Origin of the sequence: Afipia birgiae 34632 (genome assembly GCF_000308295.2) — a bacterium.
Taxonomy (GTDB): Bacteria; Pseudomonadota; Alphaproteobacteria; order Rhizobiales; family Xanthobacteraceae; genus Afipia; species Afipia birgiae.
Genome location: NZ_HG326654.1, coordinates 229084 through 255533 on the forward strand (window position 1 = coordinate 229084; position 26450 = coordinate 255533).

Below are 26450 nucleotides of genomic sequence, written 5' to 3' on the forward strand. Positions count from 1 at the left end.
GGCCAACAACATCGCGGCATTCCCCCACCCGGCGCATTGTTCGCTGCGCTCTCAATGCGCCACCCTCCCCACAAGGGGGAGGGATAAGAAAACAATCACGCCGCCTGATTGATTTCCGCTGACACCTGCCGGATTGCGCGGGCGAGCTGGTCCGCCGGCTGCGCGCCGGAGACGGCGTACTTGCCGGCAAAGACGAATGTCGGGACGCCGGAGATTCCCTTCTCGGACGCCTCCTGGGCATGACCTGAAATCAGCTCCACGTCCTCGTCGGTCGCAAGGCGCTTGCGCACGCTGTCCGCATCCATGCCGATGTCGGCTGCGGCCTGCACCAGAACGTCCGTGCTGGTGAGATCGCCGCCGTCGCGGAAATACAATTCCATCAGCCGCTGCTTCATCTGCGCGGCCTTACCGTCAGCCTCGGCCCAATGGATCAGGCGATGGCAGTCGATGGTGTTGGGCTGACGCTTCACGCGATCGGAATTGTACTCGAGCCCCTCTTCCGCCGCCGCCTGCACGACACGACCCGCGATGCCCTTGTAGGCTTCGGGCGAGCCGAACTTCGCTGTCAGATACTCGTCGCGCGAAATGCCCTCGCGCGGCACCCACGGATTGAGGAAGAACGGCCGCCAGTTCACATGCACAGGCACATCGCTTGCCAGCGCCAGCGCATCCTCGATGCGTTTCTTGCCGATGTAGCACCACGGGCACACAACGTCGGAGACGATATCGATCTGCAGCGGCTTCAGGGTGCCCATGGTGGGATGTCCTCGCGAGAATGAACCCGAAAGATAAGCCCACGGAGGCACAAGGCAAGCCGCTCAGCCGAGCGATTTCGCCATCCCGTGCAGGAACGCAGTGGTCTTGTCGTCCGCCGGAAAGAACGTCTCCAGCGCCAGTTCCGACAGCGTGACATCGAGCGGCGTGCCGAACACCATGGTGGTCGAAATGAAGCTCAGCACATCGTCGCCCATCCGCATCTGGAACGGGACCGCAAGGCTGCTCTCCGTACTGACGGGATGCGGCGTCTTCCGTGCCGGGATCGGATAGGTTTTCAGTTCCTCGTACAGCGCAATCAGAACAGGATCGGCGGTCGCTTCACACTGGCGATGCAGGCGCTCCAGCAGATGCCCGCACCATTCGGCAAGATTGACGGTGAGCGGCGCGATCCCCTGCGGGTGAAAACTCAGGCGCATCACGTTGAGCGGCGGCGCCAGCAGTGACGGCGCAACGCCCGCGAGGAACGGCGCGATCATCGCGTTGGCCGAGACCAGATTCCAGTGCCGGTCCACGGCCAGCGCCGGATAGGGCTCGTGTGCCTTCAACACGGTCTCAACCGCCTGACGCGCCGCCGCCAGCGCGGGATCGTCGAGCGAGCGATTGGGGAAAGCAGGGGCAAACCCTGCCGCCACCAGCAATACGTTGCGCTCGCGGAGCGGCACGTCGAGCCGCTCCGCAAGGCGCAGCACCATGTCGCGCGACGGCGCGGCCCGGCCGGTTTCAACGAAGCTCAGATGCCGCGCGGAAATCTCGGCGTCGCCCGCAAGATCGAGCTGGCTGAGATGGCGGCGCTGCCGCCATTCGCGCAGGTGTTCGCCGAAGGCATTGGGTCTCGATTTGGCGGCGGATTTCACGGCGCGGCGCGCCGAAGACTGTGCGTTCATCATGGCTCAAAACCTACCACGCGAAAAACACGCGTTCCATTACCTGCCAGGTAATCGATTTGGTTCGCACGACTTAAAATTACTGTTGATTGCGATCTACGTACCAAACGCCATTCGCCCAGCGCAGCGAAGGCTTTGTCGCACGTCGCCCATTCCAGCCCTTTGACATGCAGTTATTCGGACCGGCATCCGTCGTTCCCTTGCCCGCCAGAACAGCATCAAGCCAGCTTTCAAAATCCGCCTCAGCATTGGTCGTAAGGCGCAATTTATTGTCGCGGACAAATGCACCCTCGCCCAGCTTTATGAGCGTAACAACAAGCGCTGTCTTGTTATCATCGTTAAATGAGGAGTTCTCACTTTCACGCAGCATTCGCCCTTTCATCTCGGTCATCACGGCGGGGCTTGCGCTTCCAATTCTGCAAATCGCGAGTGTGGGAAATACCTGCCTGTAGCCACGGGCGGCAAAAAAATCCGCCTCATAAAAGTCAGGCGTCTGCGGACCGGATGCACTCCGTATGCGGGAAGTAAGATCAGAGAATTGCTGATTGGACACCCCATCGACAAAGTAGGCAAACAGCGGCGGCGCAGCCTTCTTAAAGGCATCATCGGGTAGCGCCATGAGCGCCCTCGCAAGCCCCTCATAGCGATAGCTGTATTCCTGCCCGTCATCTCGCCTTGGCAGGATGTTGCTCAACTCGATGAAGCGGCTGGCCATTGCCTCGGCGAGCGGCGCCAATCGCGCGGGATATTTCGCGACAGCGAACCCGATCTGCATCGGTACTTTCGGATAACCGCCCTGAACAAGCTCTTCCAGCAAGGCAAACATCCGATCGTCAACCCGTCTGGGTTCATCCGCAAGCCAGTCAAGAAACCTTTCGTTTTCGGGATAACCGCGAAAATTTTTGAAGTCGTTGACGGTATACTTTGGAAGCCCCAGCATGACGCTCTCGGGGCCATCGAAGCGGTCGCGGTCTATATCGCTGGGTACTGTATCGAGGACCTCATGTGACCGACCAAATCCAGCACCGCATTTCCACGCTGCTGGACTACTTATCAAACCGCATCCTGCAGAAAGAAGAGGGATCGGCCACAGTCGCCAAACGGATGCGGTCTTGAAAGTGCCAACGATTTTTCCGTCAACCATCAAGTGGCTGGTCTGCAAACCAATTCCCAGCTTGCGATTCCAGACTTCCTCGTCACCGATTTTCTCCACAGAGACCACTTTACTTCGTGGCACCTCCGGAACACTCAACACACACGCCTGATCGTGCGAGTGAGATCCGAAATCTACACCCGACAATTGAATTCTATGAAGACTGTCTTTGGCAATATTGCATTGATCACGACGGATTAGCCGGAAGGAGAGATATTGTTCTGGCTGGAAATTTTGATTTTCCTCATAGGCCACTGAAATTTTGTGGGTGCGCACAAGGGCATTCGCTGACGGCGATACAAGCGAGTATTTATCTCCATCGAAATCGATAACTTTGCCGGAATTGGAGCTGCGCAGGGCAGCGGCTACTCTTGCAATATCAATCGCCTGATAAATATAGAGACCGTAGTAAGCACCGCATGCGATCAGCGGGATTGCTAAAAATCCCCGCGGAATGCGCTTCGTAAGAGCCTCGATGGCAACTGCCACCAAAAAGATGTTCAGCAGCAATCCGGTCAGGAACGGAGCGCCGAGCATCATGAAGAAGATGCCCGGATACGGGAAAGCCTGCAGCAGCAACAGGCCGGAAATGATGATGAATAAAATTCCGGAAACAGATTTTACCATCGGCGACTTCGCTGAGAAAATTCTCAGAGTCGTTTAGAAGTCTTGGATTAAATAGCGGCTAACAGCCGACACCGTATTTCCAACAAGCAATCTTGGTACCGTTAACCATCCGCGCCGCCGCATATGGGCTGCACACAGGAGACCGTGCATTCGTCATGCGGGAACTCACTACGCGCGCGGCGTCTCATTACCTGCCAGGTAATCGATTTGGTCCCTGCGCTGGATCATCTTCCCCATCACAGGAGATGACCGATGACCCCGCATGACCGATCTGCTCGCCGCACGGCCGCCGCCCGCCGACGCCTTCAACTGGGCGCTCCGGCTCGCAACACGGATGACGGCGCGCTCACTCAACATGCCCGAGCCGGTGCTGAACGACACCGGCGTGTTCGTGTTCGCGCATGTCGCTGCCGCCGAGCGGCGCGCGGTGAAAACCCTTTGCCCGCACCCTGCTGCGTCAGGCCCTCGCCCGCCGCCGCCAATCCTGACCGTCCAACCGCTCACCAACCAAAGGAGAACCATCATGATCGATCCGTCCCTCTTCCTTCGCCGCGCTCTTCAGATCGACGCCGTCTTCAGCGGGGCTGCCGCGCTGATGCTGGTGTTCGGCGCCGGTTTCTTTGCGTCGCTGCTGAACCTGCCCGAAACCTTCCTGCGCAACGCCGGCCTTGTCCTCGTGGCATTCACGCTGGGTGTCGGTTACCTCGCCTCGCGTGACATGATGTCAAAGGCGGCCGTGTGGGCCGTGATCGTCATCAATGCGATCTGGACCATCGACAGCATCGTGCTGCTCGCCAGCGGCTGGGTCTCGCCCAATCTGCTCGGACAGGCTTTCATCGTGATGCAGGCGATCGCCGTCGGCGTGTTCGCTGAGCTGGAGTTCATCGGGCTGCGCAAGAGCGCGAGCACCGTTACGGCCGGCTAACAGTTAAAATCCCTGAACAAATGCCGGGCTGGAGGTCATCCGCCCGGCATTTTCCAATTCGATAAAGTTTTATCGATCTCCGTTCCGGCCATTTAATTCAAATCGGCTAGCTTCCTGGTGTCGCCATGGGAGCCGAACATGTCGGTAATTGAAGCGGAATTTGGAATGACCAGCGAAGACACGTTCACCGATCATCGTTTGCCGCTTGTTCTGCTGCGTGAGCGGCGACGCGAACTGGTGATGCAGATGGGCCGGGGGGCGCCTTCGATTTCCAAGGCCCTGATTCAGGAAATCGCGGCCGTTCAGCAGACCATCAAGGCTGTCGAAGCCGTTATCGCTGAATAACCACCGATCCGGCGCCGCCTTCATCCACAGCCTCGAGCTGCCCCGCCCTTGCCGGGAGCGCTGCGGGCAGGCTTCAGTCCCCTCACCGCAATCGTGCGGTGCAATCAGTCCGGGGACTTGTCATGAATCTCAGCGCGCCATCCTTTCCGATTTTCCTTGTCTCAATCATCCTCGCGATCCTGGCGGCGCTGACCGTTTACGCGCGCGTCAAAATCCCGTTCATCAGCGGTCACGGATTCGCCACGCTGGGGATCAGCTATCTGCTGCTGCTGGCCGGAAACATGTTCAAGCGTCTCTGAGCGCGGCCAACAGAATACCGAGGCAAAAAATGCTCAACGTCGCCTTGCCCATCGCCCTCGCCTTCGCGGCGGGCATCAGCATCGTCATCCAGCAGGCCCTCAATGCCAACCTGCGGACTGCGCTCGACTCGGCCGCATGGTCCGGTTTCGTGAGCTACGTCGTCGGCGTGCTCTGCATGGCATTGCTGGCAATTGCGTTGCGCGACCCGGCTCCCTCGGCCGCCGTCGCCGGACGCATTCCATGGTGGGCATGGAGCGGCGGCCTGTTCGGCGCGATCTTCATCGGCCTCGCGATCTATCTGGTCCCGCTCCTTGGTGCAGCCACATTCATTTCAGTTCTGATCGCGGGTCAGATGATCACATCGATCACCTTCGACCACTTCGGCTGGCTTGGCCTTGCGCAGCGCTCAATAGACTTGCCGCGCCTTCTCGGCGCCGCGCTGCTGATTGCGGGCGTGGTTCTTATCCGGCGCTGACCGAAAGGCCTGCCGCTATAAACCGGGATGTGGAGTTTATGACGCGCGTTTCGCGCGAGACGCGCCCTTCGGCTGCACGCGCCCGAGCGGCTTGGTCCGTGCCGCCTTGGTCTTGGTCGGCTTGCCCGTACCGCGCGCATGGGCGTTGGCCTTGACGCCGCTGAGCGTGTTCCGCTTTGCGGCCTTCGATGCCGCAACCTTGGAAACCGGCTTCTTTGTTTTGCGAGCGTCCTTGGCCGCCTGCTTCTCCGCCTTCTTGGCGGCCTTCTTCTCGGCCTTCAGCTTCAGCCGCAACTTTTCGGCTCTAGCCTCGGCGCGCTTCTTCGCCCGCTTCTTCTCGCAGTGATCGCACTTGCAGCCGATCGGCTTCAGGAAAATCTTGAAGTAGTCGGTGCCGTAGTCGTAATTGATTTCCTCGCCGGGCTCGATGGTCTTGATGGCGCGGATCACGACCTTGCGCTTGCGCGAACTGACGTCGGACTCGGCGTTCGGGCGGCAAGCATGGTTGATGTAGCGGGCGATATTCTTGCGCACCGAGCCGTCGATGGTCCAGCGATTGTTGATTTCGAACAGGTACTTGTTGTCGATGTCGTCGTGCTTCTTGTTCTTCGAATCAAGCATCGGCCCGAAATAGCGGATGATCTTGTCGCCCTTCTTGATCTTCTTGGTGGCGAAGAGACCGAGCCCGGTCTTGGACCGGCCGATGCGATAGGGCTTGCTGGACGAGATTTCGGGCATGGCTCACTGCAAAACTGACGAGGAACGACTGAACGAGGACACGTAAAGCGCGCTGACAGTGCTTCTAATGCGATTCCGCGCATGATGACATGTTTTTTGTACGCACGGCATGAACGATCCACACGCCTGATGCGACGAAGTAGACCATCCGTGTGACAACAACAGCTAGCAAAACGGGTTCCAGATCATGCCGGGCAGATACCGAAGCATTGCGATCACATCTCTTCTGCTGGCCGGCCTGCACGCAGGCCTCACAGGCACTGTGTCCGGGCAGATCGCTCAAAATATCAGCAGCTACAGCTCAACCGCCGACAAGGATTGCCGGAAACTCAGCGGCGGCAGCGCCGACGACGACGGCGGAACGCGGGTCTGTCCCGGCCCTGCGGGGCTCGTCGTACTGGTGAGCGAAGGCGATCTGCGTGAAACGGTCTCTGCCGGGCGGAACGCGAAGGAAGCTTCCAGCGAGCCGGCAGCAAAGGCCTGGTTCGGGCCGTTCAGTTCAACAACGCCGACCATCGAATGGCGCCGGGTGGCCAGGGACAAGCCGCCCTTCGCGATGATCCAGCGCTGGCACATCGCCGACATCGACGACGAGGGCAAGGACAGCCGCCCGATCGCGAAGCAGTTGCTCGTGGTGACGCGGCTGCAGCCTGGCAGCGCGTGTCACGTCGCGTACATCGACGTGAAGGCCAATGCCAATCCGAACGATCTCGCCCGCGAAGCCGCGGATACCATCGCCCGTGACTTCAAATGCGGAATCGACAAGGTGAAGGTGGTCGGGACCAGCGGACGGGCGGTGGAACTGGCGCTGCCGCGTTAGAACTCGCCTACGTCGGCCGATGGTCAGGCATCAGCATCGCAGCAAGCAACGCTTCCACGCTCGTGCCCGGCGGCAGACCTTCCATGATCGGCGACAGCCGGCCGTCCAGATAGAGCATGGCGAAGCCGTGCACCATCGACCAGATCCGGGCGATATCGGCTGCCTGGCCCAACGTCAGGTGATCGGGTGCGACGTCTTCGTGACGGCGGGCAGCAACGATGCTGGCGAGCTTGTGGAAAGCGGTTTCCGACGCCTCGCGCAGCGCGGGCCGTTCATGATCGAGGCGCTCGCCGCGGAACATCAACTGGAACATGCAGGGATTATCGCGCGCGAACGCGACGTAGGCGCTGGCCTTGCGGGCCGCCACTGCTTCGGGCGCGGTTTCGCTGCACGTCGCCGCGCCAAGCTGCTCGGAGAATTTCTTGAAACCGATCGCCGCCAGTTCGCTGAGCAGGCCGGTGACATCGCCGAAATGATGGGACGGCGCGGCATGGGAGACGCCCGCCTCGCGCGCCACCGCGCGCAGCGTCAGCCCGTTGATTCCCTCACGTTCTGCGACCCGCTTGGCCGCCTTGAGCAGGGCCTCATGCAAATCGCCGTGATGATAGGGCTGGTCGCGTTCAGCCTTGTGTGCGGACTTGGCCGCCGATGGAGAGATTTTTTTCACGGGCACGGGTTTGGACAGCGGCTTTTTGCCAACTGCTGCGGCCTTGGGGGATTTCTCCCGCTTCGCTGCGTTCTGAACACCCATGACCGCAATTTAGGTATGCATTTTGACGCTGTCAAGATTTTCCTTGACGGCACCCCGGCGGGGGCCTAAATGCATCTTTACAACGTCAAGATATTTCCAGGCAGGCAGCCATGGCGCTCTTTTTGATCCTTGCCCCGTTCGCGACCTTCGCCACCCTGATGATGTTGACCACGGTCAAGATCAGCCTCGCGGCCAGCGCGGTTGTCGCCTTCGGCCTGGTTGCCCGAGATATGGTCGCCGGCCGTTCGATCAAGATGCTGACCACCGGCGCTCTCGTTCTTTTCGCATCTCTGGCCGGATACCACCTGATGGCGGCAACCGAGATGAGCCCAACCTCGGTCCGCCTCGCCGTCGATGGCAGCGTGCTGGCCATCGCACTCGGTTCGATCGCGATCCGCCTGCCCTTTACGCTCCAGCATGCGCGCGAAATGGTCGATGCCGAAACCGCCAGGCTGCCGCACTTTCTGCGGACCAACTACATCCTCACCTGGGTCTGGAGCGCAGCCTTCGTTCTGATGCTCCTCGCCGACATGGTGGCGATCTATCTGCCCAGCACGCCGCTGTGGGTTTGCGCCGCCATCGCGTTCGCCGCCCGCAACGTCGCCACCTACTTCACGCAATGGTACCCGAAGCACGTTCGCGCCGGGATCGCGGCCAGCGCCAATACGGCTGCTGCCTGATCCCGACCACAGCGCAACAAGTTACAAACCCAAGGAGCCTTCAATGGCCCGCACTGCTCTCAGGATTCTTCTCGGCTTTCTTTCGACCGCTGTCTTCCTTGCGGCTTTTATCCTCGTCGGTGACGTTCTGCTGGCGGCGATCGCCGCCACCGCCGTCGTCGTCGTGCAATTCGTGTTCGGACGAACCACCAGCGCAAAGCCAAGCGTCGCGATATGGGCGAGCCTCGCGATTGTCCTCACCCTCACCGGTGTTTCGCTGATGGGCGACGATGCAAACGCTTCGCTGATGTCACGGACGGACATCACCGGCTCGGTGTCCAACTGCGCCTGCAAGCCCGCGACCAAGGTGCACGGCCTGCCGGTCCCGTTCCTTTCCACGCCAAAGACTATTGCTCCCGCGCCCGGACCCGTGTGACATTTGCGGCATGGCCGCAGTCTTTCGTCAGCTCTTCGTCGATTTCTTTTCCACGATCGTCTTCCTTGCGGTCTATGCCGCGACGGGAAACATTTTGATCGCGACCGGCGTCGCCATCATAGGCGCGATTGCACAGTTCATCCGCGCTCGGGTCAAGCGCGAAAAGCTCGACATTATGACGTGGGCGAGCCTCGGGCTTGTCATCATTCTGGGCGGTGCGACGCTGCTCACAAAGGACCCGCGTTTCGTCCTGATCAAACCCAGCATCGCGCATTTCGCCATCGGCGCGATCATGCTGCGCAAGGACTGGATGCTGCGCTATTCCCCGCCAATTGTTCGCGACAACATCCCTCACCTTGCCACCCTGGCGGGTTACGCCTGGGCCGTCCTGATGTTCGCGCTTGGAGCGGGCGTCATCGCCGTTGCCATGACGGGCGATATCAAGCTGTGGGCGTTCTACGTCGCGGTGATCGCCGTCGGCGCCAAGGTGCTGGCCTTCGCAGTCCAGTATGTGATCTTCCGCATCGCCATCACGCGAAAGCTGCGCGCTGCAGCCGCGACGACCCAACCAGCAAGCTGAACGTCCACGGAGCGTATGACGAGATCATGACGCGCCGCGCCGTTATCTTTACCGACCCTACCGATACCAAGGTGTCCACCGGCGACATCCCGCGGACTGCCCGCCCCTGCTCTGCCCTCCAACCAGGTGACAAATTGCAGCTGATAAAATTCGCGTCGCCGCGGGGAAATGCGCTATATCGGCCAGCGCGGACCGCTCCAGAACCATTCTGGCTGCGCGGCACGCGGAGAGAGGGAAACACATGGCAGTCGACGGAAACTGGAATATCACCCTGAGCACGCCGCTGGGCGATCGCGATGCGACGTTGACGCTGGCGAGCGCGGGCAACACACTCACCGGCAAGCAGGCGGCGGACGGCAACGAAGCCGACATCGTTGACGGCACCGTCAACGGCAATGACGTTGCCTGGAAGGCCTCGATCACCAATCCGATGCCGCTGACGCTGGCCTTCAGCGGCAAGGTCGACGGCGATGCCATTTCCGGCGATGTCAGCATCGGCCCGATGGGCAGCTTCCCGTTCAAGGGAACGCGGGCGTAAAGGTCTGCGGGTAGCGCACGATCGCGCAACATTCTCGATTGTCATACGCGGGCTTGACCCGCGTATCCATCCTGCTTCGAGAAGATGCATCTTTCAAAAAAGGATGGATGGCCGGGTCAAGCCCGGCCATGACGACTGAGGATGTTGAAGCGCCTCACCTCACTTCCGCAGTGAGGCGCGGAGCAAACTAGACCCCCGGCATCCAGTTGCCGTGAAAGCCTTGCGGCACCCGGGCTGGAAGGCCGATCCGTGCGATGGGCTTGGACTCGATCCGCTGCGCATCAAGGATGACAAGGTCGCTGGCGTTGCGGGTGCGGTCGTAGACAAACCCCATCAGCCAGCCGTCGTCCTCGCCGCTGCTGCCTTCGGGCGTGATGTGCACAAACTCGCTCGGCAGGCCGGTGTTGAAGTCATGCACCGTGCTGTTGCCCGACTTCAGATCGTATTTGCGCAGGCTGGTGTATCGCTGGGACGCCAGATCCGTTCCGGTATCGACCGAATAGACGATGCTGTGATGCGAACCAGCCATGTTCTCATTGACGCGCGGGAATTCAATCGCCCGATCGTCGAGCTGCTGCTCCTGCGCCTTGGTCGCACCGGGTGGAATCCGCCAGCGTTTCAGGACTGCCTTGTCGAAAGTCGTCGCCGACGGCCCGCCGCGCCACAGTTCGTTGTACCAGGCCACATCGATCACGATGGTGCCGTCCGCTTCCTCGAACGCGTTGGCGACGTGGAAGACATAACACGGCTCGACCTCCACCCAGCGCAACGACTCGATGCCCGCGCCGCGCTTGAGAATTCCAAGCCGCGCGCCGTAGCTGTCGTTCCACGCAAACGGCATGGTGCCGCGCTGGGCGGCCGGCATGTCGAACACCACCGGCAGGTCCATGAAGATGACGTGCTCCGACGTCATTGCGAAATCGTGCATCATGGTCGGCGCTTTGGTCGGGATCGGAATGCTGCGCATCAACGTACCGCTCGCATCCACCGCATGATAGGTCTGGAACGGCGGCGCGAAACCATACCCGAAGAAGTGCATCTCTCCGGTGACCGGGCAGATCTTCGGATGTGCCGTGAACGACGTGTCGAGCTTGCCGCCGTAATCATTGAGACCGACCGTATCGAGTTCACGGTTCATCATCACGGGTAGCGCGTTCTCGACCAGCGCCATGATTTTTCCGGCGTGCGCGATAACATTGGTGTTGGCGGTGCCGGAGCGGATGTCGGACATACCGGGTTTCCGTGGCTCGCCGTTGAAGCGCCCCGTACGAACCCAGCGATTGCGATACCATTCCGCGCGGCCGTCCTTCAGCGAGACGCCGTGCAGCATGCCGTCGCCCATGAACCAGTGGCCCGAATGGCCTTCGCGCGGATTGGCGCCGTTGCGCGCATAGAGCCCGTTCAGTTCGGGCGGAATTGCGCCCTCCACCGGCAGATCGAACGCGGTCACTTCTTCATGGACCGGCGCGAGATTGCCCCGCTCCCAGAACGGCGTGTCGGCCTTTGCCGCGACCTGGCTCATTGCTTGTCCTCCCTTGATGCTTCCGTTTCTAAGTAAACAGTGCATACTTTACGGCGCGTCCACCGCAATGTAAACACCGGTTACATGAAGCCCACGAAAAAAGATGCCTATCACCACGGCGACCTGCGCAGCGCGCTGGTGGCCCTCGCCATGGATCATGTCAGGCGGGACGGCGCGGAGAGCTTCAGCCTGCGCGAAGCCGCACGCGATGCCGGCGTCACGTCGGGCGCGGCCTATAAGCACTTCGCCGACAAGGATCAGTTGCTGGCGGCTGTGGCAGCAGAAGCGTTGAAGCTGCTCGCCCATCGCACACAGAAGGCGACAGAGGGACTGAAGGGCAAGGAGCGGCTGCGCGCGGCGGCGATGGCCTATATCGATTTTGCCTCCGCCGAGCCGCGGCTGTTTCGCTTGGCGTTCAGCCGTTTCGGCTCGGACAGCCGCGCCGAACTCGATGGAATTCCCGATACATTCGAGCAACTGCGTATCGCGGTGGCCGGCGTTCAGGCCGATCCCGGCAAGCCCGTCGATACCGACACGCTGTCGCTGGCGTGGTGCGTCGCGCACGGCGCTGCGTCGCTGATCAGCGACGGCATGTGGAAGAAGAACGACCCTCGCGTCGAGGCGGCGCTGCGGCTGTCGTTCAAGGGGATTGCGCCGCAGAAGTAGCGCGCATCACTTCTTGCAAATCGCATCAACCCGCTTGTTGTATTCCGCGATGCCGGTATCGATCGCGCTGACATTCTGCGCGCGGTTGGAGCCGGTGTCGCAGCGTTCGATCACGCCGCGCTGCGCGGTCAGTGCCGCGATGTGACGGCGATAGGCTGCGCACTTTGCCGCATCGGTGCCGTCCGCCAGTTTCTCGATGCCCGCCCGCGTCCGGCGTATGTTCTGGTCCGCCGCATCGTGATCCTCGCGGCAATCCGCCATGGCGGCGCTGACGCCGCCACACACCTGCATCACAAAGATTCCCGCAAACAGGATCGAGCGCTGCATGCTGCCCCCTTCGGAAGCTACCCCAGATTCAACTCCTTGAAGAAGTCGTTGCCCTTGTCATCCATGATGATGAAGGCCGGGAAGTTCTCGACCTCGATGCGCCAGATCGCTTCCATGCCGAGTTCGGGATACTCGATCACCTCGACCTTCTTGATGCAATGCTCGGCGAGGTTCGCCGCCGAGCCACCGATCGAGCCGAGATAGAACCCGCCGTACTTCTTGCACGCATCGCGCACCTGCGCCGAGCGGTTGCCCTTCGCCAGCATCACCATCGAGCCGCCCGCCGCCTGGAACTGATCGACGAACGAATCCATGCGCCCTGCCGTGGTCGGGCCGAACGAACCCGACGCGTAGCCTTCCGGCGTCTTGGCGGGACCGGCGTAGTAGACCGGATGGTTCTTGAAATAATCCGGCAGCGGCTCGCCCTTCTCAAGACGCTCGCGCAATTTCGCATGCGCGGAGTCGCGCGCCACGATCATGGTGCCGGTGAGCGACAGCCGCGTCTTGGTCGGATACTGCGACAGCGTCGCGAGGATGTCCTTCATCGGCTTGTTGAGATCGATCTGCACCACCTCGCCGCCGAGCGTCGCTTCCACCGCAGGCAGATACTGCGCGGGGTTATGCTCCAGCTCTTCCAGATACACGCCGTCCCTGGTGATCTTGCCCAGCACCTGACGGTCCGCGGAACACGACACGCCGAGACCGATGGGAAGAGACGCGCCGTGACGCGGCAGGCGGATCACGCGGACGTCATGGCAGAAATACTTTCCACCGAACTGCGCGCCGACACCGAGCGACTGCGTCATCTTCAGGATTTCCTGCTCCATCTCCAGATCGCGGAATGCGTTGCCGTCTGCCGAGCCCTGCGTCGGCAACTCATCGAGATAGCGCGCGGAGGCGAGCTTCACCGTCTTCATGCACAGTTCAGCGGAGGTGCCGCCGATGACGATGGCGAGGTGATACGGCGGGCATGCAGCGGTGCCGAGCGTCAGCACCTTCTCTTTCAGGAAGGCATGAAGCCTGTCCTTGGTCAGCAGCGACGGCGTGCCCTGAAACAGAAAACTCTTGTTGGCGGAGCCGCCGCCCTTGGCCATGAACATGAACTTGTAGGCATCATCGCCCTCGGCATAGATCTCGCACTGCGCCGGCATGTTGTTGGCGGTGTTCTTCTCCTCGAACATCGAGAGCGGCGCGACCTGCGAATAACGAAGGTTGCGCCGCAGATACGCGTCGCGCGCGCCTTCGCTCAAAGCGGCCTCGTCGTCACCCTCGGTGATAACGCGCGCGCCCTTCTTGCCCATGATGATCGCGGTGCCGGTGTCCTGGCACATCGGCAGAATGCCGCCGGCGGCGATGTTGGCGTTCTTGAGAAAATCGAACGCGACGAACTTGTCGTTGTCGCTGGCCTCGGGATCGTCGAGGATCTTGCGGAGCTGCGCCAGATGCCCCGGCCGCAGGTAGTGGTTGATGTCGCCGAAGGCCGCTTCGGAGAGCGCGCGCAGCGCCTCGCGGGTCACCACCAGCATCTCCTTGCCCATAACGCTCTCGACGCGGACGCCATCGCTGGTAATCTTGCGATACGGCGTCTTGTCCGCCCCCAGCGGAAACAGCGGGGTGTGCTTGTAGGGCGGGACGGCTTTGGGCGTTGGCACAGGGATCGGGGCGTTCATTTAGTCATCTCGCGGGTTGAGGAGCGAAAAACGCCGGAATTTCAATGGTCCGGCCGTCGCATAGTGTCTGGCATAGCGTCTGGTTTGAACCGTTCTAATCGCTTTTCCGACAAAGGGAAGATGGCCAAAAGCCTCGCAGAGCCGCTGTGCGCCAGCGAAGGACAGGCCGAGGATGGAGACCATGAATTCCGTCACGCCGATTGATGAAGGGGCCGCCGCTCCTGCGCCTGCCGCGCGCATGCTCGGCCTGCGCGCCGTTCTCATCGCTCTCGCCCTCATCGAGGCCTGGTTCGGCTTTTCCGACGCCCCGACCCTGTTCGGCGACATGTCGCATATCGGGTCCGGTATCGGCGGCGGCCTGATCAAGGCCCACCTCGCCGCTCATCCGGTGCTGGCCGTCGCAGCGCTGCTGCTCGCCGCGTTCGGTTACGTGCGCCATGCCATTATCGCGCTCGGCACGATCATCATCATGACGTGGCTCAACGACATGCCATCAGTGGTGGCGCAGGGCTTTGAGCTCAAAAGCGTTTTCAGCGCCGTGGAAACCGTCGCCAGAATCATCGCCTTTCCGCTGATCGCCGCCTGCGCCATCGCCTATGCCGCGCACAACGAGCACCTCGGCCGCGCGACGCTTCTCGTCGCCATCCCAACGCTGTTCAGCGTGGTCTTGCTCGTCGGATTTGCGATCAGCGTGATCCGGCACGGGTTTTGATACTTTCGCTGCTTCCGGTGACAGCAGGGGGAAGATGAACGCGCGCCATTCTCTGTGTCGTCCCCGCGAAGGCGGGGACCCATAACCACCGGCGGGTCTGTTCAGGGCGATGTCAAAGTCCGCGTCGCAAAAGGCGGGTTCAGGGAGTATGGATCCCCGCATTCGCGGGGACGACGCGTGGGGATATTTGCGCCCCTTGCGCCGATCCCGCCAGCACGCTTCAATGTCCTTGGGGGAAAACCATGACAAAACGACTCTCATTTTTCGGATGTACGGCCGCGGCGCTGGTTCTGGCGGCCACCATGCTCGGCAGCACCCCTGCCCGCGCCGACCGCTGCGACGATCTTGCCAAGGATCTCGTCAAGCAGATCCCGGATCTCAAGATCGGCAAGACGGTGGCCGGCGTGATCTATCTCGAACACCCCACCGTGACGCAGGCCTCGCTCGGGTGCTCGAGCCGCAACCGCACCAACGAGGTGTTCGCCGCCACCGACAAGAAGAAGCCTGCAGAGGCCTATTACGATTTCCTCGGCACGGCGTCGGCGCTGGTGTTTACGATCCCGAAGCCCGACGCGGTCAAGGGCACCAAGCGCTGCGTCAGCCGCACCAACATCGTGCGCGGCTACAACATCGAGTCACGCTACCGCAAGCTCGATATCCACTGCACCGTCGCCAAGACCGGCGTGCGGATCACGGTGTCGCGCGAAAAGGGTGTGTGAGAATTTATCATGGAAATTAACCCTCGCGTTGGGCCGAGGCGCGAACACTGTTCGCGAAACGTGTAGCCCGGATGGAGCGAAGCGCAATCCGGGACCGCTAGACCGGCTCGCCGAAATCTCCCTCAATCGCAGCGCCGTTGCCTCCCCAATCCGGCGGCAACGTGCCCTCCCGGATGTAGCGGTGAAGAGACGATAGCTTCCAATTCGCGGGAGATGTCGCCCATCCATGCTTGACCGGATTGTAGTGGATGTAATCCATACACCTTCGAAGATCGTCAATGTCTCGAACGGTGTGTTCCCAGAACCGGCGCTGCCATAGGTCGTATTCGCCGCGAGGATCGCGCTCGAGCGTCAACCCCGCTTCACCGACGCTTCGCGTAAATGCGCCTTTGATCTTCCGCCAGCGAGCGGAAAAATCGGCATCCGAGGGCGGCAACGTCCAGATCGTGTGCAGGTGTTCCGGAAGAACGACGATTGCATGAACGTCGAATGGCAGCGCCCCTCTTGTTCTTCGAAAGGCATTGCGCAGCAAATCGACATGGTCCACGAGGACGGACGATCGCCGGTCCCGTAGTGTCACGGTGAAGAAAAATGTCCCGCCCGGGACAAAGTTGCGTCGATACCGAACCATGGCGAAACCTAACCCGGATTTCGCTGCGCTTCATCCGGGCTACGGCTACTAAGACTGAAGCGGAGTCGTACCCGCATGCTTTCATCCAATTCAAAAACGATGTTGCTATCTCGGATGATCCATATTTTGGGATAGTTTGAAAGCATCGGTTCCCAGTTATGCTTGACAATCCTCGCTATGTGACTATATTCCTATTTATCCCGCCCCGTCATGAGGGGCGTTTCGCGATCGTCACGATACGCGGGGCGGGATGCGGTGGCCGCTTGCGGCGCTCGGTTCGTGGCTGTGAAAAGCACCGCGAACGACGACGGCGCAGCAGCGGACGGCTGAAGTCGCGTGGTCCCGGCGTCGCGGTGCTGACGTCGAAAGGAGCGGGAGGGTCCGTCGCCCCTGTGGCGGTGGAAGTCACTCACGATCCAGAACGGTGGCGAAAGAGCCGTCCACCGGGGAGAGCGCGGAATAAGCCGTTCCAACCATTGCGTGCGGAACGCCGGATGTTTCGGCGCAACCGTGGTGACGACACTCGTGTGCTTTCCACCTTTGCACACGGGGCTGCGGATGCGCTCGCGCATCCGGCGTTCCGCGCGCCCTCATTTCGAGGGCGGAGGAAACGAGGACTTCGGGCGCCCCCGCGCCGTCATAACAACAGGGGCGATGGCGCTTGCTTGTCCCTGAGATGTGGCTGTTTGAAATTTGAATCCGGATCGCGCACCGCCCGCGATGTCGTCCCCGCGCAGGCGGGGACCCATACTCCCATGGCACGCGAGAAATGCGCCGCGCGGATGAGCGACCGGACGCCGGCGCGTCTATCCCGCTAATCCTGGCCTCGCCGCCAGGCTGTTTTGAATTTTCCGCAAGACGCGCCCTGACCCACGTCATCTGAAAACTGAATCGAAAGTTGTGCCGGGATCGGCCTGCGCGCGAACGGCGGCACGGTCTCCTTCGCGTTTCACGAAAAGGTGACGGCGCTTCAACATAACAACGCCACTGCGACAGCATTACATTTTCATCACCGCGCATCACCCGGTTGATCGATCAACAACAGGAGTGGCCGCAATGTGTGACTACAGTCTGCACGCCGTCGCAAGCCGCCCGGCCAAGATCGGCGAGACGCTGGTCTCCACGAAATTCCCCATGACCGTAACCCGCGGCTTTACCGGCGAAGGTGAGCCGAATGTTGCCGTCTGCGTTCTTCCGGGCACCGAACTCGCGTTCGAGCGCGCGGTGGAATTCGAGGGGACGTTTTTCAGGAAGAAGGTTCATCACACCGTGGCACGGTTCCGGACCGTCGATCTCGACAATCCGAACCGGCACCATGATGCGCTGGAATTTCCTGACGGACAGCTCGTGCTGCTGACCCAGCTCGATCCCGGTCAGCGGGCCATGGTTCTGCAATTGCCTGTGGTGCCGGCGCGCGAGGCACGACCGGGAACAGAGGAAATCACGGCTACACGCGTTGAAAGTCCGCTGGTCCGCCAGATCTGACGGCCACGGGGCTCAGGCCGCGACGCAGCTCTTGACGTAAACACGGCGGGCCGGGCCGCGCAGCTTCTGGTCGATTGCCTGCTTGAGACATTCGACGCGCGCCTGCGCCACGCAGAGCTGCATGTGGTCGCGGGCCTGATGTCGGCTGAGGTGCTTCGCCGTCACCGCTTGGCGGCAGACTTCGCGTCGGCCGACACGCATCACCGGTGGCGACTTGCTGTCCGTCGGCACGGCATAGGCGAGCTTGGTGCCTTCAGGCGAAGCGGACGCCACTGCATTCGGCAGCGGATTCTGGGAAACGGCGATGTAGATCGCGCCTCCGAGCAGGGCAGCATAAATCGCGGGGGTGATGATGCGCATCGATCCTCCTGCTTCGCGTGTGAATGAAGCCGGAACAGACAGGGCGAATGCGACAGCATTGCGGCGGTGCGCGTGATTCGGGAACCCTCGTCGGTCTGCGCCGCTGGCGTGCGGCCAACACGGAACCCCGCGATGCCATCCAAACTGCTGCATACTTCGACTGGGAGAACAGCGAGCAGGTCGAAGTCGCCTCCCTGCTCGGCGATGTCGCGGAGGCGGACGGCAAACCGGCGATTCATCTCCACATCGTGGTCGGCTGGCGCGGAGGCAGCGTGCTGGCGGGCCACCTCGGCGAGGCGCATGTGCGCCCCACCCTCGAGGTCATTCTCACCGAAAATCCCGCGCACCTGCGCAAGCGGCACGATCCCGAATCCGGGCTGGCGCTGATCCGTATTGACGGTTGAAGGGAGTCAGGCGGCGATCACGGTTTTACCGTGTATTGCGACCTCAACCGCTGGCGGTTGCTGCGGAGCGGGAACGTCAATCATCTCGGCCTTGAGGACTGCAACGGTGACGAACTGATAGTTACACGCCCGGCACGACCATAAAAACGAAACCCGGTTGCGTTCGTGCTCGGACCAGAGCGGCGCCGCAATCGGCTTGCCGCATTGAGCGCAGGGATGTTTGTTGAGAAGAAACCCAGACTGATAAGGCATGATACGCACCTCCGGTCCGCGCAAACTAAAGTCGTATGCATACCGGTCGTCAAGCGCATTCGTCGCCGCATCGCGCAAGGCAATGCGTCAGCGATTCAGACATGTTTCGCGATGAAACTATTCACGCGCAATCACGCATGATCGCATCACGCTACGGTCATTTTCACCGGCTGCTCGGCGTACTGCGCGTCGGTCACATGCTCGAGCCAGGTCGCGAAGCTGCCGTTTTCGGATTCCTGCATCGCGAGGTGAGTCATCAAGCTTGTCGGCGCGGCGCCATGCCAGTGCTTCTCGCCCGGCGGTATCCAGACCACGTCGCCGGGACGAATCTCGCGCACCGGCTCGCCTTCGGTCTGCACGCGGCCGCAGCCCGCCAGCACATAGAGCGTCTGGCCGACCGGATGGGTGTGCCAGGCGGTGCGCGCACCGGGCTCGAAGGTCACGCGTGTCGCGTTGAGCCGCGCCGGCGCGGGCGTTTCGATCACAGGATCCTGCCACACGGTGCCGGTGAAATAGGACGCGGGCGCGCGCTTGGTCGGCACCGAGCCGGATGGCGTGATCTTCATGGAAAACTCCGCAGTGGTGGATTGCCGGTACCGGCGTCGCAACAGACGCTCAGTTTACGTTGCAACCCGGCACGCGGGGAGTTTTATTTCAGCGATGCGATGACGGATCGTCATCCGTCCGTTGCGGGTAGCGTATACCCCGCAGTTGCAGCTCGCGCCGGATGCGGCGCGTCTTGGAAGCGGCCAGCGCCTCGACCATGCGATGCAGGACAAAATCGACGAGATTCACCGCGCGCCGCGTATGGACGCGCAGCCGCTTCCAGTGGATCGTGGCGGAGTGGTGAACGATCGGCGGCGGATTACGGCTGATCAGATACGCGCGGTAATCGTCCTCGGCGTGGAAGTTGCGATTGTCGTCGCCGGAAAACAAGGCGGCCATAGCCATCTCCTGAACGGAGTCGCGCAGCAAGCAGCCGCGTGACAACCGGAAGATGATCGCAAGCCCATAGGAATTCGAGACGGGAGGGCCAGACGAGATATAAAGACGATATAAGCGCGACGGTACGGGCTAACCGTCTAACGCCGGATAGCGGCGGAAGATGCCGTCCTCATTGAACGGAATGCGCCGGTCGCTTGCAAGATAAGCCTTGATATTTGGCCGCGTCGCAACCCGGTTACGCAGATCGGTCAGGCGGGGCACCCTGCGCTCAAAGCGCTTCATGTTGTTCGGAAACGCATAGCGCAAGCCTTCGACAATCTGGAACAGCGAGAGATCCGCGTAGCAAAGCCGCCTGCCGTTGAGGTATGGCCCGCCGCTCTCATCGATCAGCTGTTCGAAATAGCCGAGAAACTTCGGCACCCGCTCGCTCCAGAACTCGCTTGAACGCCGCTTTGCGGCTGGGCGCTGATCTTCGTAATAGAGCGACGTTCCGAGCGGATGATGGGTGTCGTGAACTTCGGCCACAAAATCCGCGATGGTCAGTTGCAATTGATGCACCCACAGGCGCTGCGCTTCAGCCTTCGGTGCGAGGCCGTGACGCGATCCGAGATAAAGCAGGATGTTCGCGGTCTGCCCGATCACGAGCTTGCCGGCTTTCAGAAACGGCGGCGCGAATGGCGGCGTTGCTCCGCGCGCCTTCATCATCGTTATCATTCTGCTTTCGCCGCGTCCGCGCCGCGCAGCATCGACATAATCCGCGCCGGCATCTTCCAGCGCGAGCCGGACATACTCGCCGCGTCCCTGGATCGTCGGCCAGTAGTAGAGTTCATACCGCATGGAGACCTCACAAACAGCTTCGGCGCGGAAATGCTCTGCGCCGAATGGTCAATGTTCTCTAGGCATGATCCCGAAAAGTGGAAACCGGTTTTCGGATAAGATCATGCCAAAATAAGTGCTCAGTTCGACGCGAAGCAGTACAGAAGGCCGTCGCCGCCGGTGCTTTTGAGATCGTTCTGCGAGCAACCACCGTCCGGCCCGCGCGAGCCGTGCGACGAGTTCCAGGATTTCGATGCGTCGTCGTCGCGCAACCCGATGCGGTCGGAGTGACCGACCACGGCCGAGCCCTGCGTGCTGCTCGTCCAGTTCTTGCAGGTCTTGTCGTCACCAGCCGCAAAGGCCGTTCCGTCGGGCTGCGAACCGGTGAGAACGTCATGGCGGTTCGGCGTGTCGCCGCGGCCATTGGTAACTTCAGCCTTCTCGTTCAGGGCGGACTGCTTGGTCAGCGCGTTGGGGCCGTGAAGATCGGCGACATCCTTGGCGACTACCCCGCCCTTGGCGTTGGTCCATGGACCCTTGCCGATCCGGTCGCGTGCGTTGATCGCGGGATTGCCGCCGTCCGCCTGCGTCGAAAGATAAGCGCGCCAGGTCTTCGCACCGGCGCCTGCGGCCTGTGCCAGCGTCTGGCACTGGTTATCTGCGCCGGCGAGACCGCCGAGGTTTCCACCATTGCCGATCGGTGTGCTTGTGATGAAAAAAGTCATGTTCGCCTGCTGCGCCTGCACAGGAGCGGCAGCGAGCAGAAAAAGCGGAGCCGCGATCATGTAAAATTTGACCATTCGTCTCTCTCCCTGAAAGTCCTTTTGAACTATCGCGCGGTGATGCACCCGGTGCGCAAGTTCAACACAAAAGGGGGCGATTTATTCCGAAGCGGAACAACAGCCGACAAACGAAAAGGCGCCGCGCAAGCGCGACGCCTTTCCTGTTCTGTGATCCCAACGGACGGGATCAGGTCATCTGAATGGCCGACAGTTCCCACTGGCTGCCGGGACGACGTACGAACGTCCAGACGTCGGTGACCTCCTGCGGGGCATCGCTGCCTTCGACGATCTTGCCGCTGGCGCGTTCGATGGTCTTGTCGATCAGGCCGTAGCGCAGCGCCACGGTTGCGTAATCGGTGGTGCCTTCACGCCAGGATTCCGCAAGGTCACCCTGCAGCAGCTTGACGTCGGACACCTTGTTGATCACGCCGCGTTCCTTGTTCGCGTTGAGATCCTCGGTGAAGTACGACACCATTTCCGGCGTCGCCAGCGTGTGGAGCTTGCCGATGTCCTCGTTCGACCATGCGGTCTGGACTTCGCCGAGCAGCCGCTCGAACGCATCGTAGTCGTCCGGCTTGATCTCAAGCGGGGCGTCGTTCGAACCGCCGCCCAGACCGAAGCCGAAGCCCGATCGTGCGTTGGCCATCGGTCCCTGATCCTGCGCTGGCGCGGGGCCGGGCGCCGCCGATGCATGGGCGTAGGCCGGCGCGTTGCGGCGCTTCCACCACGACATCGCGAGACGGACCACGAGGTAGATCAGGCCGATCTGAAGTACCAGACCGATGATCGACGACAGGCCGCCGAGACCGCTGAAGAGGCCACCGCCGAACAGCATGCCGAGCAGGCCTGCGCCGAGGAAGCCCGCAGCGAGACCGCCGAGCATGCCCATGCCGGGACGGTTGGCCGCCGGAGCGGCCGCTGGCGCCTTGGCGCCGGGCTGGGTCATCGTGCGGTTAAGCGGCTGCGCCGCATTGGGCGCTGTCGGCGTGGCGGCCGGCGCGTTAAATGTGCGCGAGCCGCGGCTGCCGCCGCTGCTGGGGCGGGCGTCGACCGCCGATGAAATGGCAAGTGCCAGCGGCATGGCGATGGCCATGGCGATAGCGAGCGTTTTGATGACTGAGCGCAAGCGCTGCGACGAAATCATGTCTGTTCCCTCTCGGCCCTCAAGGGGCATTGATCCCCGGCTTAGGGGACAGCCCATACATGGGCAGCAGCGAGAGAAAGGGAAGCGGATAGGTACGATGGGGCCTGCGGCCCTCAGTCGCGGGGAAGCTTAATCCGGTTAAACCCGCCGGGATCAACCCTTTGTTTTGGCGTGATCTATTCCGAAAACCGGTAACCACTTTTCGGGATTACGCCGAATTATGACGGAGCCGTCATGGTTTCCTTCACCGACGCCACAAGCTGGCTCAGCGTGAAGGGCTTCGGCAGGAAGTTGAATTGCTGGCCTTCCGGCAGGCTCTTTTCGAAGGCGTCCTCTGCGTAGCCCGATACGAAAATGATTCGCAGTTCGGGGTTCCGCTTGCGCATCTCGGTCAACATGGTCGGGCCGTCCATTTCCGGCATCACCACGTCGGACACGACGAGATCGACCGCGCCTTCCTCGCGCTCCAGTGCTTCCAGCGCATCCAGGCCGTTCTCCGCCTCGATGACGGTGTAACCGCGCGAGCGCAGACCCCGCGCATTGAGCGAGCGCAGTCCATCCTCGTCCTCGACCAGCAGGATGGTGCCCTGCCCGGTCAGGTCCGGAGCACGCGGCTTGACCGTCGTGTCGGCGGCCACTTCGCTGACAGCAGCGGCGACCTCCTGAACCTTTTCCACTTCCGGGAAATGCCGCGGCAGGAAAATCCTGAACACCGTGCCGCGTCCCTGAACCGAGTCGACGTAGATGAAGCCGCCGGTCTGCTTAACAATGCCATAAACCGTGGAGAGACCGAGGCCGGTTCCCTTGCCGACTTCCTTGGTCGAGAAGAACGGCTCGAAAATCTTGTCGACGATATCGGCAGGGATTCCACTGCCGGTGTCCGTCACCTCGATCAGGACATAGTCCGCCGCCGGCATGCCCTTGAACTCACCGCGCTCGGCGTCCTTCGCGGACATGTTGGCGGTGCGGATCGTCAGCTTGCCACCATCGGGCATCGCGTCGCGCGCATTCACCGCAAGATTGACAATCACCTGCTCGAATTGCGACAGGTCGGCTTTCACCGGCCACAGGTCACGACCGTAGACGAATTCGGGCTTCACCTTCTCGCCCAGCAGGCGCTTGAGCAGGACGTTGATGTCCGACAGCACGTCGCCGATGTCGAGCACCTGTGGACGCAGCGTCTGCTTGCGCGAGAACGCCAGCAGCTGCCGCACCAGCGCCGCGGCGCGGTTGGCATTCTGCTTGATCTGCATGATGTCCTGGAACGACGGATCGGTCGGCTTGTGCGCGTTCAGCAGGAAGTCGTTCGCCATCATGATGGCGGACAGCACGTTGTTGAAATCGTGGGCGATGCCGCCGGCAAGCTGGCCCACCGCCTGCATCTTCTGCGATTGCGCGAAGCTGTTCTCGAGCGTGCGCTTTTCGGTGGTGTCGAGCAGGTAGACGATCGCCGCTTCGGCATCGCGCGCGTCGTGTTCGACGGAGGTGACGAAGAACTGGCCCCAGCGCTCCTTGGTGCTGTCCAGCGTCGCCTCGACCGGCGCAATATCGCCCTGCCCGTCAGCGGCCTTGTTGATCGCCGCGACAAGTTCGCCGCGATCACGCTCGTGAACCACCGCAAAGATCGATTTGCTCGACGTCCCGGCCGGCGAAAGGCTCTGGGTGAGTTTCGCGAAGCGCGCATTGGCGCGCACGATGTTGCCCGCCTTGTCGACGGTCGCAATCGCCATCGGCGTGTGATCGAAGAAGCGCATGAAACGCACTTCCGCAGCACGCTGCGGATCGGAATGATCGTCGCGCGCGCGGTTGATCACGAGTGTCCGCGATGCGCCCGGTGCACCGTTCGCGCCGAACGCCAGCTTGTGATAGAGCCGCACCGGCATGGTCTTGCCGTTGCGCATCCGCAAATCGAGGTCGAATACCTCGGTCTTCACCTCACCAGGCTCCGGCACGATCGAGGTCAGGAGTGACGCGCCATCGCCGGACATGATGTCGGCGACCTTCAGGCCGCCGGAACCGATCTCCGCGAGGTCGTAGTCCAGCCAGTTGGCGAGCGTCGCGTTGACGTAGACGAGTTCGCCGCCTGCATTGACCGAAAAGAAGCCGCACGGCGCATGGTCGAGATACTCGATGGCGTGCTGCAGTTCCTGGAAGACGTCTTCCTGCCGCTCGCGGTCGCGGGTGATGTCGGCAACCGACCAGACCGCGAACTTCGCCTGCCGCTTGTCGGCGCCAAGCGGCCGCACGCGCATGCGCAGCCATCGGCCATGCCCGGCATCGGCACCAGCGACGCGGACCTCTTCCTGCTGGCGCTTGCCTTCGCGGGCCGCCTTGAGCAGGCGGAACACCGCCTCCGAGACATCGGGGTTGCCGATGAAAACCCGTTCGACCGGCCTCACATCGTTGGGACCGGTCGCGCCGGTGAGCGCCAGATAGGCCGTGTTGGCGTAGACGATGTGGCCGCGCGGATCGGTCACCGCCAGCCCGTCCACTGCATGATCGGCGATCGGCCGCGCGATCGGGTCTTCCGCAAGACGGTCGGCGAAACGGACGATACCCGCAGCGAAGGCGAACAGCGTAAACAGCCCGACCATGGCGAGCAGGGCCAGCAACGCCAGAATATAAGGCTGCGCCTGGCTGCGCCCGAGGGTCATGAAGGCGACTGCCGCGGCGATGATCGCGCCCGCCACCAGCAGCACAAGCAGGATACTGCCGCTGCGCCGCGCCGGTTCATGGACGGCGGCGAAGGATGAACGCAGTTCGTTGTCCGTGTCGGTTGTCATCGCACCCTGTTCGCGCATGTTCCACAAGGGATGCGCAGGTCATTTTTGCAATCTACCGGCCCCTGAGTGCCTGAATCGGGCCTCCCCGCGCAAGGCACATTACGACCGTGCCCATGCCCGCGCCAGACCTTGTCAACCGGAGATCACGCCTCAGCCGACGCCCGTGATGCCGCGCCGGAGGCGCATCACGTAACCGATCACCTCGGCGACGGCATGATAGTGCTCGACCGGAATCTCGTCGTCGATCTCGACGCTCGCATGCAGCGCGCGGGCCAGCGGCACGTTTTCAACAATCGGAATGTTGTTGGCCGTCGCGATTTCCCTGATCTTGAGGGCGAGCACGTCGATACCCTTGGCGACGCAGACCGGCGCGGGCATGCCGCGATCGTATTTCAGCGCCACCGCGTAGTGCGTCGGGTTGGTGATGATCACCGAAGCGGTCGGAACCGCAGCCATCATGCGCTTCTTCATGCGCGCATGGCGAATCTGCCGGATGCGCCCCTTGATGTGCGGATCGCCTTCGGACTGCTTGTATTCTTCCTTGATCTCTTCCAGCGACATCTTCTGCCGCTCGAACCACTGCCGGTACTGGAAGAAATAATCGAGCGCGGCCACCACCGCGAGCATCGCCACCACCGTTCCCATCAGTTGAACGGAGATGGTTTTGGTAACTGTCAGGATCGCCATCGGATCGAACCGGACCATGGCGTCGAGGCGGTGCCGCTCCGGCCACAAAATCAGAACCATCACCACGCTGAGCGCAACAACCTTGAACACACCCTTGAGGAAGTTCGCGCCCGCCTGCTTGCCGAACAGGCGTGCGAAGCCGGCCGCCGGCGAAATCTTGCTGAATTTCGGGCTCAACGGCTCCGTCGAGAACACCAGCCGATGCTGGATCAGATTGCTGCCGATGCCCGCTATCAGCAACAGCAGGAACGGGACGCCGAGAACGCCGATCAGCATCAGCTCGATCTGGCTGAGCAGCGACAGCAGGCCCGGACCGTCGACGCGAATCTGATGCATGTTCATCAACAGGTTGCGCATCGGCACCTCGATGCCCTTGCTGATCGATCCCGAGAACGACGTCAGCAGCAGCGTCGACGCCGCGATCACGAACCAGGTGTTGACCTCCTGGCTCTTGGCGACGTCGCCCTTCTCCAACGCATCATCGAGACGTTTTTGCGTCGGGTCCTGTGTCTTGGATTCCTTGTCATCGTCGGCCAT

32 protein-coding genes are annotated in these 26450 nt (G+C 61.7%); 14 read left to right on the forward strand and 18 right to left on the reverse strand.

Annotation, left to right across the window (positions count from 1 at the left end; all coding sequences use genetic code 11):
• Positions 1–95: 95 nt before the first annotated feature.
• The 3 genes from BN32_RS19685 to BN32_RS19695 all read right to left on the reverse strand — a co-directional run bounded on the left by BN32_RS19685 (position 96) and on the right by BN32_RS19695 (position 3441).
• A complete protein-coding gene (locus BN32_RS19685; protein WP_019196292.1) occupies positions 96–755 on the reverse strand; it encodes a DsbA family oxidoreductase in 660 nt (219 codons plus the stop codon).
• Between the two features lie 63 nt (positions 756–818).
• On the reverse strand, positions 819–1664 hold the full coding sequence (locus BN32_RS19690) for a helix-turn-helix domain-containing protein (protein ID WP_019196291.1): 846 nt from the start codon (positions 1662–1664) through the stop codon (positions 819–821).
• Between the two features lie 76 nt (positions 1665–1740).
• Entirely contained in the window at positions 1741–3441 is a 1701-nt protein-coding gene (locus BN32_RS19695; protein ID WP_019196290.1) for a hypothetical protein, read from the reverse strand.
• Positions 3442–3964: 523 nt separating this feature from the next.
• Between BN32_RS19695 and BN32_RS19700 the strand changes: the two genes are divergently transcribed.
• The 4 genes from BN32_RS19700 to BN32_RS19710 all read left to right on the forward strand — a co-directional run bounded on the left by BN32_RS19700 (position 3965) and on the right by BN32_RS19710 (position 5486).
• The gene (locus BN32_RS19700) at positions 3965–4366 is read left to right on the forward strand and encodes a hypothetical protein (RefSeq protein ID WP_040427344.1); all 402 of its coding nucleotides are present in this window, start codon (positions 3965–3967) and stop codon (positions 4364–4366) included.
• Positions 4367–4504: 138 nt separating this feature from the next.
• Entirely contained in the window at positions 4505–4711 is a 207-nt protein-coding gene (locus BN32_RS19705) for a hypothetical protein (protein WP_019196288.1), read from the forward strand.
• Positions 4712–4833: 122 nt separating this feature from the next.
• On the forward strand, positions 4834–5010 hold the full coding sequence (locus BN32_RS27280) for a hypothetical protein (protein WP_019196287.1): 177 nt from the start codon (positions 4834–4836) through the stop codon (positions 5008–5010).
• Positions 5011–5039: 29 nt separating this feature from the next.
• Positions 5040–5486, forward strand: a complete 447-nt coding sequence (locus BN32_RS19710; protein ID WP_019196286.1) for a DMT family transporter — start codon at positions 5040–5042, stop codon at positions 5484–5486.
• Between the two features lie 36 nt (positions 5487–5522).
• On the opposite strand, the gene BN32_RS19715 is transcribed toward BN32_RS19710, so the two are convergent.
• Complete coding sequence (locus BN32_RS19715; protein WP_019196285.1) at positions 5523–6224, reverse strand: SET domain-containing protein; 702 nt, start codon at positions 6222–6224, stop codon at positions 5523–5525.
• Positions 6225–6411: 187 nt separating this feature from the next.
• Here BN32_RS19715 and BN32_RS19720 point away from each other — a divergent pair, with 187 nt between their 5' ends.
• Positions 6412–7044, forward strand: a complete 633-nt coding sequence (locus BN32_RS19720) for a hypothetical protein (RefSeq protein ID WP_019196284.1) — start codon at positions 6412–6414, stop codon at positions 7042–7044.
• Positions 7045–7051: 7 nt separating this feature from the next.
• Here the strand turns inward: BN32_RS19720 and BN32_RS19725 are convergent, their stop codons facing one another.
• Complete coding sequence (locus BN32_RS19725; protein WP_019196283.1) at positions 7052–7795, reverse strand: TetR/AcrR family transcriptional regulator; 744 nt, start codon at positions 7793–7795, stop codon at positions 7052–7054.
• A 110-nt stretch (positions 7796–7905) separates the two neighbouring features.
• Here BN32_RS19725 and BN32_RS19730 point away from each other — a divergent pair, with 110 nt between their 5' ends.
• From BN32_RS19730 to BN32_RS19745, 4 genes are all read left to right on the forward strand, one after another.
• Positions 7906–8475: a hypothetical protein gene (locus tag BN32_RS19730; RefSeq protein ID WP_019196282.1), complete on the forward strand. Its 570-nt coding sequence runs from the start codon at positions 7906–7908 to the stop codon at positions 8473–8475.
• Between the two features lie 43 nt (positions 8476–8518).
• Entirely contained in the window at positions 8519–8890 is a 372-nt protein-coding gene (locus tag BN32_RS19735; RefSeq protein ID WP_019196281.1) for a hypothetical protein, read from the forward strand.
• 10 nt (positions 8891–8900) lie between these two features.
• Complete coding sequence (locus BN32_RS19740) at positions 8901–9470, forward strand: inner membrane-spanning protein YciB (protein WP_019196280.1); 570 nt, start codon at positions 8901–8903, stop codon at positions 9468–9470.
• Between the two features lie 241 nt (positions 9471–9711).
• Positions 9712–10008, forward strand: coding sequence for a hypothetical protein (locus tag BN32_RS19745; RefSeq protein WP_019196279.1), 297 nt, complete (start codon positions 9712–9714; stop codon positions 10006–10008).
• A gap of 187 nt (positions 10009–10195) precedes the next feature.
• Here the strand turns inward: BN32_RS19745 and BN32_RS19750 are convergent, their stop codons facing one another.
• Entirely contained in the window at positions 10196–11530 is a 1335-nt protein-coding gene (locus BN32_RS19750; RefSeq protein ID WP_019196278.1) for a carotenoid oxygenase family protein, read from the reverse strand.
• Positions 11531–11614: 84 nt separating this feature from the next.
• Between BN32_RS19750 and BN32_RS19755 the strand changes: the two genes are divergently transcribed.
• On the forward strand, positions 11615–12196 hold the full coding sequence (locus BN32_RS19755) for a TetR/AcrR family transcriptional regulator (protein WP_019196277.1): 582 nt from the start codon (positions 11615–11617) through the stop codon (positions 12194–12196).
• A 6-nt stretch (positions 12197–12202) separates the two neighbouring features.
• On the opposite strand, the gene BN32_RS19760 is transcribed toward BN32_RS19755, so the two are convergent.
• The gene (locus tag BN32_RS19760; RefSeq protein WP_019196276.1) at positions 12203–12523 is read right to left on the reverse strand and encodes a hypothetical protein; all 321 of its coding nucleotides are present in this window, start codon (positions 12521–12523) and stop codon (positions 12203–12205) included.
• A 17-nt stretch (positions 12524–12540) separates the two neighbouring features.
• A complete protein-coding gene (locus BN32_RS19765) occupies positions 12541–14193 on the reverse strand; it encodes a fumarate hydratase (protein ID WP_019196275.1) in 1653 nt (550 codons plus the stop codon).
• A gap of 181 nt (positions 14194–14374) precedes the next feature.
• Here BN32_RS19765 and BN32_RS19775 point away from each other — a divergent pair, with 181 nt between their 5' ends.
• Together BN32_RS19775 and BN32_RS19780 are read left to right on the forward strand one after the other, a co-directional pair.
• Entirely contained in the window at positions 14375–14905 is a 531-nt protein-coding gene (locus BN32_RS19775) for a hypothetical protein (protein ID WP_019196273.1), read from the forward strand.
• 242 nt (positions 14906–15147) lie between these two features.
• Positions 15148–15624: a hypothetical protein gene (locus tag BN32_RS19780; RefSeq protein WP_019196272.1), complete on the forward strand. Its 477-nt coding sequence runs from the start codon at positions 15148–15150 to the stop codon at positions 15622–15624.
• A gap of 97 nt (positions 15625–15721) precedes the next feature.
• Here BN32_RS19780 and BN32_RS19785 read toward each other — a convergent pair whose 3' ends face one another.
• The gene (locus tag BN32_RS19785) at positions 15722–16255 is read right to left on the reverse strand and encodes an REP-associated tyrosine transposase (protein WP_019196271.1); all 534 of its coding nucleotides are present in this window, start codon (positions 16253–16255) and stop codon (positions 15722–15724) included.
• A 1056-nt stretch (positions 16256–17311) separates the two neighbouring features.
• On the opposite strand from BN32_RS19785, the gene BN32_RS19790 reads away from it, so the two are divergent.
• Positions 17312–17740, forward strand: a complete 429-nt coding sequence (locus BN32_RS19790; protein ID WP_019196270.1) for a hypothetical protein — start codon at positions 17312–17314, stop codon at positions 17738–17740.
• Between the two features lie 12 nt (positions 17741–17752).
• Here BN32_RS19790 and BN32_RS19795 read toward each other — a convergent pair whose 3' ends face one another.
• Positions 17753–18100: a hypothetical protein gene (locus BN32_RS19795; RefSeq protein ID WP_019196269.1), complete on the reverse strand. Its 348-nt coding sequence runs from the start codon at positions 18098–18100 to the stop codon at positions 17753–17755.
• A 47-nt stretch (positions 18101–18147) separates the two neighbouring features.
• On the opposite strand from BN32_RS19795, the gene BN32_RS26360 reads away from it, so the two are divergent.
• Complete coding sequence (locus BN32_RS26360; protein ID WP_202962532.1) at positions 18148–18504, forward strand: PPC domain-containing DNA-binding protein; 357 nt, start codon at positions 18148–18150, stop codon at positions 18502–18504.
• A gap of 6 nt (positions 18505–18510) precedes the next feature.
• On the opposite strand, the gene BN32_RS19805 is transcribed toward BN32_RS26360, so the two are convergent.
• The 8 genes from BN32_RS19805 to flhB all read right to left on the reverse strand — a co-directional run bounded on the left by BN32_RS19805 (position 18511) and on the right by flhB (position 26450).
• A complete protein-coding gene (locus BN32_RS19805) occupies positions 18511–18834 on the reverse strand; it encodes a hypothetical protein (protein WP_019196267.1) in 324 nt (107 codons plus the stop codon).
• A gap of 68 nt (positions 18835–18902) precedes the next feature.
• Positions 18903–19322, reverse strand: a complete 420-nt coding sequence (locus BN32_RS19810) for a (R)-mandelonitrile lyase (RefSeq protein ID WP_019196266.1) — start codon at positions 19320–19322, stop codon at positions 18903–18905.
• An 88-nt stretch (positions 19323–19410) separates the two neighbouring features.
• Complete coding sequence (locus tag BN32_RS19815; protein ID WP_019196265.1) at positions 19411–19701, reverse strand: hypothetical protein; 291 nt, start codon at positions 19699–19701, stop codon at positions 19411–19413.
• Positions 19702–19830: 129 nt separating this feature from the next.
• Entirely contained in the window at positions 19831–20538 is a 708-nt protein-coding gene (locus tag BN32_RS19820; RefSeq protein ID WP_019196264.1) for a glutathione S-transferase, read from the reverse strand.
• Positions 20539–20657: 119 nt separating this feature from the next.
• Entirely contained in the window at positions 20658–21317 is a 660-nt protein-coding gene (locus BN32_RS19825; RefSeq protein WP_019196263.1) for a hypothetical protein, read from the reverse strand.
• Between the two features lie 169 nt (positions 21318–21486).
• Complete coding sequence (locus BN32_RS19830) at positions 21487–22443, reverse strand: Tim44 domain-containing protein (protein WP_019196262.1); 957 nt, start codon at positions 22441–22443, stop codon at positions 21487–21489.
• Between the two features lie 218 nt (positions 22444–22661).
• Positions 22662–25226, reverse strand: coding sequence for a cell cycle histidine kinase CckA (cckA, locus tag BN32_RS19835; RefSeq protein ID WP_051488569.1), 2565 nt, complete (start codon positions 25224–25226; stop codon positions 22662–22664).
• Between the two features lie 150 nt (positions 25227–25376).
• Complete coding sequence (gene flhB / locus BN32_RS19840; protein ID WP_019196260.1) at positions 25377–26450, reverse strand: flagellar biosynthesis protein FlhB; 1074 nt, start codon at positions 26448–26450, stop codon at positions 25377–25379.

Coding starts and splice junctions, on each gene's coding strand:
- BN32_RS26360 (WP_202962532.1), top strand. CDS start 18,148: ATGCGACAGCATTGCGGCGGTGCGCGTGATTCGGGAACCCTCGTCGGT.
- BN32_RS19750 (WP_019196278.1), bottom strand. CDS start 11,530: ATGAGCCAGGTCGCGGCAAAGGCCGACACGCCGTTCTGGGAGCGGGGC.
- BN32_RS19790 (WP_019196270.1), top strand. CDS start 17,312: ATGTGTGACTACAGTCTGCACGCCGTCGCAAGCCGCCCGGCCAAGATC.
- BN32_RS19765 (WP_019196275.1), bottom strand. CDS start 14,193: ATGAACGCCCCGATCCCTGTGCCAACGCCCAAAGCCGTCCCGCCCTAC.
- BN32_RS19820 (WP_019196264.1), bottom strand. CDS start 20,538: ATGCGGTATGAACTCTACTACTGGCCGACGATCCAGGGACGCGGCGAG.
- BN32_RS19715 (WP_019196285.1), bottom strand. CDS start 6,224: ATGCCCGAAATCTCGTCCAGCAAGCCCTATCGCATCGGCCGGTCCAAG.
- BN32_RS19720 (WP_019196284.1), top strand. CDS start 6,412: ATGCCGGGCAGATACCGAAGCATTGCGATCACATCTCTTCTGCTGGCC.
- flhB (WP_019196260.1), bottom strand. CDS start 26,450: ATGGCCGACGATGACAAGGAATCCAAGACACAGGACCCGACGCAAAAA.
- BN32_RS19735 (WP_019196281.1), top strand. CDS start 8,519: ATGGCCCGCACTGCTCTCAGGATTCTTCTCGGCTTTCTTTCGACCGCT.
- BN32_RS19810 (WP_019196266.1), bottom strand. CDS start 19,322: ATGAAGATCACGCCATCCGGCTCGGTGCCGACCAAGCGCGCGCCCGCG.
- BN32_RS19690 (WP_019196291.1), bottom strand. CDS start 1,664: ATGATGAACGCACAGTCTTCGGCGCGCCGCGCCGTGAAATCCGCCGCC.
- cckA (WP_051488569.1), bottom strand. CDS start 25,226: ATGACAACCGACACGGACAACGAACTGCGTTCATCCTTCGCCGCCGTC.
- BN32_RS19725 (WP_019196283.1), bottom strand. CDS start 7,795: ATGGGTGTTCAGAACGCAGCGAAGCGGGAGAAATCCCCCAAGGCCGCA.
- BN32_RS19785 (WP_019196271.1), bottom strand. CDS start 16,255: ATGGTTCGGTATCGACGCAACTTTGTCCCGGGCGGGACATTTTTCTTC.
- BN32_RS27280 (WP_019196287.1), top strand. CDS start 4,834: ATGAATCTCAGCGCGCCATCCTTTCCGATTTTCCTTGTCTCAATCATC.
- BN32_RS19695 (WP_019196290.1), bottom strand. CDS start 3,441: ATGGTAAAATCTGTTTCCGGAATTTTATTCATCATCATTTCCGGCCTG.
- BN32_RS19730 (WP_019196282.1), top strand. CDS start 7,906: ATGGCGCTCTTTTTGATCCTTGCCCCGTTCGCGACCTTCGCCACCCTG.
- BN32_RS19700 (WP_040427344.1), top strand. CDS start 3,965: ATGATCGATCCGTCCCTCTTCCTTCGCCGCGCTCTTCAGATCGACGCC.
- BN32_RS19685 (WP_019196292.1), bottom strand. CDS start 755: ATGGGCACCCTGAAGCCGCTGCAGATCGATATCGTCTCCGACGTTGTG.
- BN32_RS19775 (WP_019196273.1), top strand. CDS start 14,375: ATGAATTCCGTCACGCCGATTGATGAAGGGGCCGCCGCTCCTGCGCCT.
- BN32_RS19740 (WP_019196280.1), top strand. CDS start 8,901: ATGGCCGCAGTCTTTCGTCAGCTCTTCGTCGATTTCTTTTCCACGATC.
- BN32_RS19780 (WP_019196272.1), top strand. CDS start 15,148: ATGACAAAACGACTCTCATTTTTCGGATGTACGGCCGCGGCGCTGGTT.
- BN32_RS19745 (WP_019196279.1), top strand. CDS start 9,712: ATGGCAGTCGACGGAAACTGGAATATCACCCTGAGCACGCCGCTGGGC.
- BN32_RS19795 (WP_019196269.1), bottom strand. CDS start 18,100: ATGCGCATCATCACCCCCGCGATTTATGCTGCCCTGCTCGGAGGCGCG.
- BN32_RS19755 (WP_019196277.1), top strand. CDS start 11,615: ATGAAGCCCACGAAAAAAGATGCCTATCACCACGGCGACCTGCGCAGC.
- BN32_RS19710 (WP_019196286.1), top strand. CDS start 5,040: ATGCTCAACGTCGCCTTGCCCATCGCCCTCGCCTTCGCGGCGGGCATC.
- BN32_RS19705 (WP_019196288.1), top strand. CDS start 4,505: ATGTCGGTAATTGAAGCGGAATTTGGAATGACCAGCGAAGACACGTTC.
- BN32_RS19830 (WP_019196262.1), bottom strand. CDS start 22,443: ATGATTTCGTCGCAGCGCTTGCGCTCAGTCATCAAAACGCTCGCTATC.
- BN32_RS19760 (WP_019196276.1), bottom strand. CDS start 12,523: ATGCAGCGCTCGATCCTGTTTGCGGGAATCTTTGTGATGCAGGTGTGT.
- BN32_RS19815 (WP_019196265.1), bottom strand. CDS start 19,701: ATGGCCGCCTTGTTTTCCGGCGACGACAATCGCAACTTCCACGCCGAG.
- BN32_RS19825 (WP_019196263.1), bottom strand. CDS start 21,317: ATGGTCAAATTTTACATGATCGCGGCTCCGCTTTTTCTGCTCGCTGCC.